This is a genomic window from Streptomyces sp. NBC_00490 (genome assembly GCF_036013645.1).
Classification (GTDB): domain Bacteria; phylum Actinomycetota; class Actinomycetes; order Streptomycetales; family Streptomycetaceae; genus Streptomyces; species Streptomyces canus_F.
This window is the reverse complement of record NZ_CP107869.1, coordinates 3,931,630-3,944,224: the sequence shown is the minus strand read 5'-3', so window position 1 is coordinate 3,944,224 and position 12,595 is coordinate 3,931,630. Positions and strand designations below refer to the sequence as shown.

Here is a 12,595-nt window from a genome sequence, read left to right as displayed (position 1 = left end):
TTTTGATCGCAAGGAGTCCCACGTGAGCCAGCGCACCCTCGTCCTCCTCAAGCCCGACGCCGTCCGTCGTGGCCTGACCGGCGAGATCATCAGCCGTATCGAGCGCAAGGCCGGCTGGCAGATCACCGCGCTGGAGCTGCGCACCCTGGACCAGGACACGCTGGAGCAGCACTACGGCGAGCACAAGGGCAAGCCCTTCTACGAGCCGCTGGTGGAGTTCATGGCCTCCGGCCCGGTGGTGGCGCTGATCGTCGAGGGCGAGCGGGTCATCGAGGGCGTGCGCGCGCTGGCCGGCCCCACCGACCCGATCGCCGCCGCCCCCGGTTCCATCCGCGGGGACTTCGGTGTGATCGTCCGGGAGAACCTGATCCACGCCTCCGACTCCGAGGAGTCCGCCGAGCGCGAGGTCAAGATCTTCTTTCCCGGGCGTGCGTAGGTTTCGTGGCTTTTTCTGACGGGGTGTCATGGCGCCCGTCGGTCTGACCTGGGGCGGCCGTCACTTTTCGGCCGTCCTTTGGCATATGCGCGCCGATCGGGGGAACGGGTGCCCCCGATGGCCCGTCTCCACAAGCGCGGTGGGGTTCCATCTGCTGACAATGGCGAAGACCCTCGCGCGGTGTTCGCGTAGGCGCCACTACGATGGAAGTCTTCACGTCACCGCACCCACTTCGCCGACCTGAAAAAGCCCTCAAAGCTCCCGGGAAGGCCAGACGAATCCTGATGGGGAACTCAATGTCGTTCATCGGCCGTGACATGGCTGTCGACCTCGGGACCGCCAACACGCTGGTGTACGTCAGGGGTCGCGGGATCGTACTCAACGAGCCGTCCGTCGTCGCGATCAACACCAACACCGGTGGCATCCTGGCGGTCGGCGCCGAAGCGAAGAAGATGATCGGGCGCACGCCCGGCAACATCGTTGCCGTACGTCCGCTGAAGGACGGCGTCATCGCCGACTTCGAGATCACCGAGCGAATGCTCCGCTACTTCATCCTGAAGATCCACAAGCGGCGGTATCTCGCGAGGCCGCGCGTCGTCGTGTGTGTGCCCTCCGGCATCACCGGCGTCGAGCGCCGTGCCGTCATCGAGGCGTCGTCCCAGGCCGGGGCCCGCCAGGTGCACATCATCGAGGAGCCCATGGCGGCCGCCATCGGTTCCGGCCTGCCGGTCCACGAGGCCACGGGCAACATGGTGGTGGACATCGGCGGCGGCACGACGGAGGTCGCGGTCATCTCGCTCGGCGGGATCGTCACCGCCCAGTCGATCCGCGTCGCGGGCGACGAACTGGACAACGCGATCATCCAGCACATCAAGAAGGAGTACTCCCTCCTCCTCGGTGAGCGGACGGCCGAGCAGATCAAGATCACGATCGGTTCGGCGTACGACCTCGACGCTGACGAGCACACCGAAATCCGCGGCCGGGACCTCGTCTCCGGGCTGCCCAAGACCGTCGTCATCTCGGCCGCCGAAGTCCGCAAGGCGATCGAGGAACCCGTCAACGCGATCGTGGACGCGGTCAAGACGACCCTCGACAAGTGCCCGCCCGAGCTGTCCGGCGACATCATGGACCGCGGAATCGTTCTGACCGGCGGCGGCGCCCTGCTGCGCGGCCTCGACGAGCGGCTGCGGCGCGAGACCGGCATGCCGATCCACATCGCCGAGGACCCGCTGGACAGCGTGGCGCTCGGCTCCGGCAAGTGCGTGGAGGAGTTCGAGGCGCTCCAGCAGGTGCTGGACGCCCAGCCGCGCAGATGACGTAACTCTTCGATTCCGCCGTACGGGATGATCTCCTCTCGTACGGCGGATCGTTGATATAGAGGCATAAGCTCGCCCATGGGCATCCGCGAGCCCCCTGTACACCCGCATACCTGAACACCTGCACATTCCTATGAGGAAGGCACGGCCGCCGCACGTGAGGGACACACGAGAGAGCCGGCTGCTCCTGGTGCTGCTGATCGCCATCGCGTTCGCACTGATCACGGTGGACATCCGTGGCGGGGAGGATTCGCCGGTCGACGGTGCCCGCCAGGCCGCGGCCACGGTTTTCGGCCCCATCGAGGACGGTGTGTCGTCCGCCGTGAACCCGGTCGGCAACGCGGTCTCCGCGATCCGCGACTCCGGCGAGCGCCACGACCGGCTCGCCGCGCTGGAGAAGGAGAACGCGGCCCTCAAGGCGAAGCTCGGCAGCGACGACCGCAACACCAGCCGCCTCAAGCAGCTGAACTCGGTGCTGAAGGTCGCGGGCGAGGGCCAGTACGGCATCAAGGGCGCCGAGGTCATCGCCATAGGAGCGGCCCAGGGCTTCTCCTGGACCATCACCATCGACGTCGGCAGGAACGACGGCATCCGACGCGACATGACCGTCCTCAACGGCGACGGACTGGTGGGGCGCGTGACGACCGTAGGGCCGAACACCGCCACCGTGCTCCTCGCCAACGACCCCGACTTCACCGTCGGCACCCGCATGGAGGCCAGCGACGAGCTCGGCTTCGCCTCCGGACAGGGCGACCGCCCGCTGCGCGTCGAACTCCTCAACGGCAAGGCCGAGATCAAGAAGGGCGACCGTCTCGTCACCTTCGGCTCGCAGGCCGACAAGCCCTTCGTCCCCGGCGTCCCCGTCGGCATCGTCTCCCGCGTCGACCCCTCCGGCGGCGACCTCACCCGCACCCTCTACGTCACGCCGTACGTCAGCTTCACCAAGCTCGACATCGTCGGCGTCGTCGTCGAGGCCCCGAAGAAGGACCCGCGCGACACGGTGCTCCCCGACAAGCCGAAACCGACCCCCACGCCGACGGTGACCGTCACGGTCACCCCGTCCGCGAACGCCCCTGTCGACGGCCGGCTCGAGCAAGAGCAGTAGGAGCTGATTCCCCTTGCGTGTCAACCGCATCCTGCTCTCCACCTCCCTGGTCGTCGTCGCCCTGGTCCTCCAGGTCAGCGTCCTGTCCCGGCTCCACCTCCCGGGCGCCGTCCCGGACGTGCTGCTGCTGACCGTCCTCGGTCTCGCGATGGTCTACGGCCATGTCGGCGGCGCCCTCGTCGGCTTCGGCGCGGGACTGCTCGCCGACCTCGCGCCGCCCGCCGACCACGCCGCCGGGCGCTACGCGCTGGTGCTGTGCGTCATCGGCTATCTGGCCGGGCTCGCCAAACCGGAGAACGGCAGACTCAAGTCGGCCACCGGCCCGATGCTCGTCGTGGTCGCCGCCGCCGTCGGCACGACCCTGCTCTACGCCGGTGTCGGCGCCCTCGTCGGCGACACCGCCGCCCGCCATGTCGGCCTCGGCAGCCTGCTGTTCACGGCCGCGCTGTACGACCTGCTGCTCGCCCCCTTCGTCGTCCCCGGCATCATGGCGCTCGCCCGCCGCGCCGAGAACGACCCCCTCGCGGAGACCAACACCTCCGCCAAGAAGGCCACCGACATCTCCTCCGGGTGGCTCTCCTCCGGAACGGGCCTGAAGATCGGCGGCCAGCGCGGCGGACTCGGCGCGCTCAGGACCAGGGCCCGGACCCGGACCGCGCGCGTCGGTCGCATCAAGGGGGTCAAGCGGCTGTGAGTGCGCGCGAGTCGGCGGGCCGCGTTCACAGGTTCGCCGTATATGACACGTACACACACTGAGAGGGGGCGGCAGCCGCAGTGACCAACATCCCCGAGACCGGTCGGACCCCACGGGTCCAGATCAGGCTCATCGTGATCCAGATCCTCGTCCTGTCCCTCCTCGGCACCCTCGGCGGGCGCCTGTGGTACCTCCAGATCCGCGAGGGCGACGAGTACGCGAAGGAGGCGTCCGGCAACCACGTCCAGCAGGTCGTGGAGCCCGCCGTCCGCGGCTCGATCCTCGACGCGCGCGGAGTGCCGATCGCCGACAACGAGACCCGGCTGGTGGTCTCCGCCTCCCGCACCGACCTGCTGAAGATGAAGGACGACGGCAAGGCCGTCCTCACCAAGCTCGCCGGTGTCCTCGGTATGAAGCCCGGGGAGGTCATGCAGAAGGTCCGGCTGTGCGACGCCAAGACCCCCCAGCCCTGCTGGAACGGCTCGCCGTACCAGCCGATCCCCATCACCGACGAGGCCACCGCCAAGCAGGCCCTGCAGATCCGCGAGCGCGCCGAGGACTTCCCCGGCATCACCGCCGAGCCCGAGGCCGTGCGCCGCTACGCGAGCCCCGCCAAGGCCAACACCGCCCAGGTCCTCGGCTATCTCTCCCCGGTCACCGACGAGGAGATCACCAAGGCCCAGGACACCGACTCGCCCTATCTGCGCTCCGACCAGGTCGGCCGCAGCGGCCTGGAGCGCGAGTACGACAAGGAGCTGCGCGGCAAGGCCGGCGTCACCCGCTACGAGGTCGACAACCTCGGCCGCGTCATCGGCCAGGCCGCCAGTGACGAGGCGCAGCCCGGCTCCAACCTCGTCACCAGCATCGACGCCCGCGTCCAGCGGGTCGCCGAGTACGAACTCAACGACGCGATGAAGAAGGCCCGCGAGGCCTTCGACGACAACACCGGCGAGAACTACAAGGCCGACTCCGGTGCCGTCGTCGTCATGGAGGCCAAGACCGGCCGCGTCGTCGCCATGGCGTCCAACCCGTCGTACGACCCGAACGCCTGGGTCGGCGGCATCTCCGCCAAGGACTACACCAAGCTGACGGGCAAGGACTCCAACTACCCGCTGCTCAACCGGGCCATCCAGGGCCAGTCGGCGCCCGGCTCCATCTTCAAGGTGGTCCCGACCGCCGCCGCGATAAACGCCGGGTACTCCTTCGACGGCCCCTACAACTGCTCGAGTTCGTACTCGATCGGCGGCCAGGTCTTCAAGAACTTCGAGACCAAGGGATACGGCCCGATCAGCCTCGGCCGCGCCCTGGAGGTCTCCTGCGACACCGTCTTCTACCGGCTCTCCCACGAGGAGTGGAAGAAGGACGGCGGCACCAAGCCGAAGAAGGACGCCAAGAACTGGTTCTACAAGACGGCCCACCAGTTCGGTCTCGGCGCCGAGACCGGCATCGACCTGCCCAACGAGGTCACCGGCCGTATCCCGGACCGCCAGTGGAAGCTGAACTACTGGAAGGCCAACAAGGACGTCTGGTGCAAGACCGGCAAGAAGGGCGGCACGTACGCCGAGCAGATCGCGTACGAGAACTGCCTCGAAGGCAACCTGATGCGCGCCGGTGACTCCGTCAACTACTCCATCGGCCAGGGCGACACCCTCGTCACCCCCATCCAGATGGCCACCATCTACGCGGCGATCTCCAACGGCGGCACCCTCTACACGCCCTCCGTCGGCAAGGCCATCGTCAGCGCGGACGGCCGGACCGTCGACGAGATCAAGCCCAAGGCGCACGGCAAGCTGCCCATAAGCCGCAAGACGCTGGCCGAGATGGACGAGGCCCTCGCGGGCGTCGCCACCCGCGGTACCGCCGCCTGGCGGTTCGCCGACGTCGGCTGGCCGCAGGACAAGATCCCGATGCACGCCAAGACCGGTACCGCCGAGGTCTACGGCAAGCAGACGACGTCCTGGTTCGCCACGTACACCAAGGACTACACGGTCGTCATGACGATCTCCCAGGGCGGTACGGGCTCCGGCGCCTCGGGCCCCGCGGTCCGCAACATCTACGACGCGCTGTACGGCGTCTCCGACGACGGCACGATCAACAAGAAGAACGCCCTGCTGCCCACCCCGCAGAAGAGCCTCCCGAAGGTCCAGACGGACGGCACCATCAAGTCGCCGAAGGTCTCCAAGGACCCGGGCAAGGAGCAGCGGGTGACCCAGGAGGGCGCCCCCGAGCCCGACGAGACGCAGCTGGCGGCGACCGTCGAGAAGCCGGCGACGGGCAACCGCAACACCCGCAGGCGGCGCCACAAGCGAGGTGGCCGGAGGATGCGCACATGACCGGCAACAGCTTCTCCGTCTCCGGCTACGGGCCCGAACGGGCGGGCTGGACGCGGCTGTTCGCCCGCGACTCGCTCGCCCGCCGGCTGGACTGGCCGATACTGTTCGCGGCCCTCGCCCTGTCGATGATCGGCTCGCTGCTGGTCTTCTCGGCCACCCGCAACCGCACCGAGATCAACCAGGGCGACCAGTACTACTTCCTGTTCCGCCACCTCATGAACACCGGCATCGGGTTCGCCCTGATGATCGGCACCGTCTGGCTCGGCCACCGCGCCCTGCGGACGGCGGTACCGATCCTCTACGGCGCCTCGGTGTTCCTGATCCTGATGGTGCTCACCCCGCTCGGCTCCACGGTCAACGGCGCCCACTCGTGGATCGTCGTCGGCGGCGGCTTCTCGCTCCAGCCCTCGGAGTTCGTGAAGATCACGATCATCCTCGGCATGGCGATGCTGCTGGCGGCCCGGGTCGACGCGGGTGACAAGCAGTATCCCGACCACCGCACGGTCCTCCAGGCGCTGGGCCTGGCCGCCGTACCGATGCTCGTCGTCATGCTGATGCCCGACCTCGGGTCGGTCATGGTCATGGTCATCATCGTGCTGGGTGTGCTGCTGGCCTCGGGCGCCTCCAACCGCTGGGTCTTCGGCCTGCTCGGCGCGGGCACCATGGGCGCGCTCGCGGTCTGGCAGCTCGGCGTCCTGGACGACTACCAGATCGCCCGCTTCGCCGCCTTCGCCAACCCGAGCCTCGACCCGGCCGGTGTCGGCTACAACACCAACCAGGCGCGTATCGCGATCGGTTCGGGCGGACTCACGGGCTCGGGGCTGTTCCACGGCTCGCAGACGACGGGCCAGTTCGTGCCGGAGCAGCAGACCGACTTCGTGTTCACCGTGGCGGGCGAGGAGCTGGGCTTCGTCGGCGCGGGCCTGATCATCGTGCTGCTCGGCGTCGTCCTGTGGCGGGCCTGCCGTATCGCCCGTGAGACGACCGAGCTGTACGGCACGATCGTCGCCGCCGGGATCGTGGCCTGGTTCGCCTTCCAGTCCTTCGAGAACATCGGGATGACCCTGGGGATCATGCCGGTCACCGGTCTGCCGCTGCCGTTCGTGTCGTACGGTGGCACGTCCATGTTCGCGGTGTGGGTGGCGGTCGGGTTGTTGCAGTCGATCAGGGTGCAGCGGCCGATGTCGGCGTAGCGCTGCCGTAGGGGGAGTGGAATGGCGGACGAGTACGTGGCCGTGTGCCCGGTCGGCGAGGAGCTGGTGAGCCGGCTCCTGGGGCTGGCGGAGCTGGATCTGGCCGACGCCGAGGCCGTGGAGGCACGGATACGCGAGGCCGGCTGGCCCGACTGGTCAGAGGCTGTGCAGGGACCGGCGTACGAGGACACACCCGATGTCCCCGACGCCACCCATGTCACCCCGGAGGGCCACTTCGTCACGGCCGAGGGCGACGGCACGCTCCATCTGCCCTTCGCCTACCTCTACTCGGTCGACGGCGGCGTTCTCGACGAGGACTGCTGGGGTCCGGTGCCCGGCTGGACCAGCCAGGAGGGCGCCTGGCGGCCGGAGTTCGACGCGCACTACGACACCGTCGTCCAGCGCTTTACCGACCGGCTCGGTCTGCCGGACCACGACATCCGCCAGCCCAAGTACCACAGCCGGTACGTCAGCTGGCGTCTGGAACACAGCGTGGTGATCGTCGGGCAGGGCCCGGAGCCGATGTCGTACCACCAGTTCGAGGACGCCCACATCCTGCTCGTCTCCCGGACGGCGAAGGACGCGCCGTTCCCGGAGGGCGAGGCGATGCGAGCACTGGTCACCTCCTGACCCCTGGCGGATTCACCCCGGGGATTCATGGCCGGCGCCCTCTGCCGTCGCGCCCCGACTGCGTCTAGGTTCAGGTCATGGCGGACACGAAGCGCGAGATCGAGCGGAAGTACGAGTCCGACGACAGCGGGCTGCCGGACCTCACCGGCGTCGCCGGGGTAGCGGCCGTCCTCGACAAGGGTGTCGCACAACTGGACGCCACCTACTACGACACCCGGGGCGAACACCTCGCCGCCGCCTCGATCACCCTGCGCCGCCGTACCGGCGGCTCCGACGCCGGCTGGCATCTGAAGTTCCCCGTCTCGCCCGGGGTACGGGACGAGATCCGGGCGGCCCTCTCCGACACCGTCCCGCGCGTTCTCACGGGCCTGGTCCGCTCACGCGTCCGCGACCGCGAGCTGCTGCCCGTGGTCCGGCTGGTCTCCGACCGGGACGTCCGCCATCTCGTCGACGCCGACGGCGGGCTGCTCGCCGAGGTCAGCGTGGACGCCGTCCGCGCCGAGCGGCTCACCGGGGGCGACGGTGTCGCCCAGTGGACCGAGATCGAGGTCGAGCTCGCCGACGGCGGCGACCCGGCCTTCCTCGACAAGGTCGAGAAACGGCTGAAGAAGACCGGCGTACGGCCCTCCGCGTCGGCCTCGAAACTGGCCCGGGCGCTGACGGAGACCGGCGGGGCGAAGCGGCGGAAGCGGGTCAGGAAGGCGCCGGAGACCGCCGGGGACCATGTGATGGCCTACATCCGCGCCCAGCGGGACGCGATCGTCGAGCTCGACCCCGCCGTCCGGCGGGACGTGGACGACTCCGTGCACCGCATGCGCGTCGCCACCCGGCGGCTGCGCAGCGCCTTCACGTCGTACGGGAAAGTCCTCGACCGCACCGTCACCGACCCGATCGGCGCGGAGCTGAAGTGGCTCGCGGGCGAGCTGGGCGTGGACCGGGACCACGAGGTGCTGACGGAGCGTCTGACCGCCGCCCTCGACGGACTGCCGCGGGCGCTGCTGACCGACCAGGTGCGCACCCGGCTGCGCACCTGGTCGCACGCGCGGCCCGGCGGCTCGCGCAGCCGTCTGATCGCCGTACTCGACGGAAAGCGGTACCTGGACCTGCTGGCCGTGCTGGACGCCGTGGTGGACGGGCCGCCGCTGCTGAAGGCGGCCGGCGGGCAGCCGTCGGAGGTGATCTCCACGGCCGTACGGAAGGACTTCGGGAAGCTGACGGAGCTGGTCGAGCGGGCGGTGAAGCTGTCGCCGGGCGCCGACCGGGACCTCGCGATCCACGAGGCGCGCAAGAAGTGCAAGCGGACGAGGTATTCGGCGGAGGCGGCGGCCGCGGCCCTCGGCGAGCCCGCCGTCGACCTGGCCCGCTCGATGAAGTCCCTCCAGGGCCTGCTCGGTGATCACCAGGACAGCGTGATGACCCGCGAGGCCCTGAGTGATATCGCAGGTCAGGCCCATGCGGCGGGGGAGAGCGGGTTCACGTACGGGGTGCTGTACGGGCGCGAGGAGCGGCGGGCCGAGCTGGTCGAGCTGGACCTTCCCGTGACGTGGCCGTCGATCAAGAGCGCGATGGGGGTCTGAGCGGAAGGACAGGGGCGGTCCACGATCGCGTTACGCTAGATGGTCACCCCTGTCAGTCCAGCCCACCACGAAGGTTCGCGAGATGCCTGCCGAAGACGCTGCGGCCGCCGAGTCTGTGTTCCCGCAGCTCGAAGCTCTGCTCCCGCATGTGCAGAAGCCGATCCAGTACGTCGGCGGAGAACTCAACTCCACGGTCAAGCCGTGGGAGTCCACCGATGTCCGCTGGGCGCTCATGTACCCGGACGCCTACGAGGTGGGCCTGCCCAACCAGGGCGTCATGATCCTCTACGAGGTCCTCAACGAGCAGGAGGGCGTCCTCGCCGAGCGCACGTACAGCGTGTGGCCGGACCTGGAGGCGCTGATGCGGGAGCACGCCGTCCCGCAGTTCACGGTGGACAGCCACCGGCCGGTGAAGGCCTTCGACGTGTTCGGGCTCAGCTTCTCCACCGAGCTCGGCTACACCAACATGCTGACGGCGCTGGACCTGGCGGGCATCCCGCTGGAGTCGAAGGACCGCGGTCTCGACGACCCGATCGTGCTGGCCGGCGGCCACGCCGCCTTCAACCCCGAGCCGATCGCGGACTTCATCGACGCGGCGATCATCGGCGACGGCGAGCAGGCCGTGCTCGACATGACGCGGATCATCCGCGAGTGGAAGGCGGAGGGCCGGCCGGGCGGCCGCGAGGAGGTCCTCTTCCGCCTCGCGAAGACGGGCTCGGTCTACATTCCGGCGTTCTACGACGTGGAGTACCTCCCCGACGGCCGGATCGGCCGAGTCGTACCGAACAAGTCCGGTGTCCCGTGGCGGGTGTCCAAGCACACCGTCATGGACCTGGACGAGTGGCCCTACCCCAAGCAGCCGCTGGTCCCGCTCGCCGAGACGGTCCACGAGCGCATGTCGGTGGAGATCTTCCGCGGCTGCACCCGCGGCTGCCGCTTCTGCCAGGCGGGCATGATCACCCGCCCGGTGCGCGAGCGCTCGATCACGGGCATCGGCGAGATGGTCGAGAAGGGCCTCAAGGCGACGGGCTTCGAGGAGGTCGGCCTGCTGTCCCTGTCGTCGGCGGACCACTCGGAGATCGGCGACATCGCCAAGGGCCTGGCGGACCGGTACGAGGAGGACAAGGTCGGTCTGTCCCTCCCCTCCACCCGCGTCGACGCGTTCAACGTGGACCTGGCCAACGAGCTGACGCGCAACGGCCGCCGCTCGGGTCTGACCTTCGCTCCCGAGGGCGGCTCGGAGCGGATGCGCAAGGTCATCAACAAGATGGTGTCCGAGGAGGACCTCATCCGGACGGTGGCCACGGCGTACGGCAACGGCTGGCGCCAGGTGAAGCTGTACTTCATGTGCGGTCTGCCCACCGAGACCGACGACGACGTCATGCAGATCGCCGACATGGCGATGAACGTCATCCAGAAGGGCCGCGAGGTCTCCGGCGCCAACGACATCCGCTGCACGGTCTCCATCGGCGGCTTCGTCCCCAAGCCCCACACACCGTTCCAGTGGGCGCCCCAGCTCTCCGCCGAGGACACCGACGCCCGCCTGGAGAAGCTCCGCGACAAGATCCGCGGCGACAAGAAGTACGGCCGCTCCATCGGCTTCCGCTACCACGACGGCAAGCCCGGCATCGTGGAGGGCCTGCTCTCCCGCGGCGACCGCCGTATCGGCGCCGTCATCCGCGCGGTCTACGAGGACGGCGGCCGCTTCGACGGCTGGCGCGAGCACTTCTCGTACGACCGGTGGATGCGGTGCGCCGACAAGGCGCTGGCCGGCTCCGGCGTCGATGTCGGCTGGTACACGACGCGCGAGCGCTCGTACGAGGAGGTCCTGCCCTGGGACCACCTGGACTCCGGCCTCGACAAGGACTGGCTCTGGGAGGACTGGCAGGACGCGCTCGACGAGACGGAGGTCGAGGACTGCCGGTGGACGCCGTGCTTCGACTGCGGGGTGTGCCCGCAGATGGACACGTCCATCCAGATCGGCCCCACGGGCAAGAAGCTGCTGCCGCTGACGGTGAAGAACGCTGACCCGGCCCCGGCCGGGCACACCCACTGAGGCGCGGGATGTGTGGGGCCCTTCCCTGGCGGGGAGGGCCCCTGTCTCATACCGGCTCGGGGCGGGGTGCGCCCACGGTCAGGCGGTCGCGGGCGAAGCCGCGGTTGGCGGTGACGCGTTCGCGGTGGGCTTCGGGCAGTTTTCCGCCGTCCAGGAGTTGCTCGCAGCACTCCAGTGACTCGCGGTACGCGCCCATCCAGTAGGCCGCCACCGCCAGTTCGTCCAGGGCCTGCCAGTCGTACCAGCCGTGTTCGACGAAGAGGATGTCGTCGGGCCGCGGGATCTCCGTCGCGCGGCGCGCGAACAGGTAGGCGAGCGGCCAGCGATTCCCCTGGACGCGGCACAGGTGGGCGAGCTCGCCGAGCGGTTCGGCCCGGGTGGGCCGGTACTCGTGGGCCTCCAGGAAGCGGGCCATGACCTCGGGCGTCTTGCGCTTCAGCGTCCGGGCCAGTCGGGCGGCGTAGAGACGGGCGCAGAACGCCTCCTCGGCGAAGCCGTCCATGGCCGCGCGCCGGTCGTAGGCGGCGAGTGCCTTCGCCGGTTCGTCGGCGTCACGCCAGCTCTGGGCGAGGTAGAAGGCGTACCGGGCGTTGTCGGGTTCCTTGGCGAGACCGTCCTTCAGGATCGCGGCGTCCCGCAGGTACTTCTTGCGCTCGCTGCCCTGCAACCGTCCCCCGCCGCCCATGATGACCATGCGTACGCCGTCGAGAGGCGCCCGGTCGAACCGGCCGTCGCACTCCAGGTACTCGTGCAGGACGCCGACGTACCGCCAGGGGAGCCGGGTCGACACCATCGTCGGGCGCCAGTGGATGACCGGGCCGTGGTGCACCGCGAAGTCGTAGCAGTCGTGGGTGAGTTCCGGCATGGTGAAGCCGGGGTCGGTCTCCATCACGTCGTCGGCGTCGATGAACAGGAGATAGCGCGCGCTCTCCCGCGCCCGTTCGATCGCCTCCGTGCGGCTCAGGTCGAAGCCTTTCCACGGGCTCTCGTACAGCGTTCCGGGGAGGTCGGCGAGTGTCTCGCGGATGATGTCCTGGGTTCCGTCGGTCGAGCCCGTGTCGAGGATCACCCACGTGTCGACGAGGGGGAGCACGGATTCGAGGCAGCGCCGGATCACATGCGCCTCGTTCTTGACGATCATATTAAGACAGACCGTTTTCATGGCTTTTTCTTTTCTCCGGCGGAATGGGGCGGCTGGTGAATTTATCGAGCCCTGGCGGTCCGTACAAGGGGGCGCCGGTGGGTCGGGATGTAT

The 12,595-nt window shown here is 69.1% G+C and carries 10 protein-coding genes; 9 read left to right on the top strand and 1 reads right to left on the bottom strand.

The genetic code is table 11. The features are described 5' to 3' along the window. Positions 1-22 precede the first annotated feature (22 nt). From ndk to OG381_RS17780, 9 genes are all read left to right on the top strand, one after another. The gene (gene ndk / locus OG381_RS17820) at positions 23-436 is read left to right on the top strand and encodes a nucleoside-diphosphate kinase (protein WP_059205347.1); all 414 of its coding nucleotides are present in this window, start codon (positions 23-25) and stop codon (positions 434-436) included. A gap of 296 nt (positions 437-732) precedes the next feature. Further along, positions 733-1,752, top strand: a complete 1,020-nt coding sequence (locus tag OG381_RS17815; RefSeq protein ID WP_004931372.1) for a rod shape-determining protein — start codon at positions 733-735, stop codon at positions 1,750-1,752. A gap of 157 nt (positions 1,753-1,909) precedes the next feature. Next, positions 1,910-2,857, top strand: a complete 948-nt coding sequence (gene mreC, locus OG381_RS17810) for a rod shape-determining protein MreC (RefSeq protein ID WP_327717079.1) — start codon at positions 1,910-1,912, stop codon at positions 2,855-2,857. Positions 2,858-2,870: 13 nt separating this feature from the next. After that, positions 2,871-3,551, top strand: a complete 681-nt coding sequence (mreD, locus tag OG381_RS17805) for a rod shape-determining protein MreD (protein ID WP_327717078.1) — start codon at positions 2,871-2,873, stop codon at positions 3,549-3,551. An 80-nt stretch (positions 3,552-3,631) separates the two neighbouring features. Further along, entirely contained in the window at positions 3,632-5,884 is a 2,253-nt protein-coding gene (gene mrdA, locus OG381_RS17800) for a penicillin-binding protein 2 (protein ID WP_327717077.1), read from the top strand. After that, entirely contained in the window at positions 5,881-7,077 is a 1,197-nt protein-coding gene (gene rodA / locus OG381_RS17795; RefSeq protein ID WP_327717076.1) for a rod shape-determining protein RodA, read from the top strand. The genes mrdA and rodA overlap by 4 nt, the downstream gene beginning before the upstream one ends. A 21-nt stretch (positions 7,078-7,098) precedes the next feature. Then, positions 7,099-7,707: a hypothetical protein gene (locus OG381_RS17790; RefSeq protein WP_327717075.1), complete on the top strand. Its 609-nt coding sequence runs from the start codon at positions 7,099-7,101 to the stop codon at positions 7,705-7,707. Between the two features lie 77 nt (positions 7,708-7,784). Further along, the gene (locus tag OG381_RS17785; protein ID WP_327717074.1) at positions 7,785-9,284 is read left to right on the top strand and encodes a CYTH and CHAD domain-containing protein; all 1,500 of its coding nucleotides are present in this window, start codon (positions 7,785-7,787) and stop codon (positions 9,282-9,284) included. An 82-nt stretch (positions 9,285-9,366) separates the two neighbouring features. Further along, positions 9,367-11,340, top strand: a complete 1,974-nt coding sequence (locus tag OG381_RS17780; protein WP_327717073.1) for a TIGR03960 family B12-binding radical SAM protein — start codon at positions 9,367-9,369, stop codon at positions 11,338-11,340. 46 nt (positions 11,341-11,386) lie between these two features. Here OG381_RS17780 and OG381_RS17775 read toward each other — a convergent pair whose 3' ends face one another. After that, entirely contained in the window at positions 11,387-12,481 is a 1,095-nt protein-coding gene (locus OG381_RS17775; protein ID WP_327717072.1) for a glycosyltransferase, read from the bottom strand. Between the last annotated feature and the right edge of the window lie 114 nt (positions 12,482-12,595).

Coding starts and splice junctions, on each gene's coding strand:
- OG381_RS17815 (WP_004931372.1), top strand. CDS start 733: ATGTCGTTCATCGGCCGTGACATGGCTGTCGACCTCGGGACCGCCAAC.
- rodA (WP_327717076.1), top strand. CDS start 5,881: ATGACCGGCAACAGCTTCTCCGTCTCCGGCTACGGGCCCGAACGGGCG.
- OG381_RS17790 (WP_327717075.1), top strand. CDS start 7,099: ATGGCGGACGAGTACGTGGCCGTGTGCCCGGTCGGCGAGGAGCTGGTG.
- OG381_RS17785 (WP_327717074.1), top strand. CDS start 7,785: ATGGCGGACACGAAGCGCGAGATCGAGCGGAAGTACGAGTCCGACGAC.
- OG381_RS17780 (WP_327717073.1), top strand. CDS start 9,367: ATGCCTGCCGAAGACGCTGCGGCCGCCGAGTCTGTGTTCCCGCAGCTC.
- OG381_RS17775 (WP_327717072.1), bottom strand. CDS start 12,481: ATGATCGTCAAGAACGAGGCGCATGTGATCCGGCGCTGCCTCGAATCC.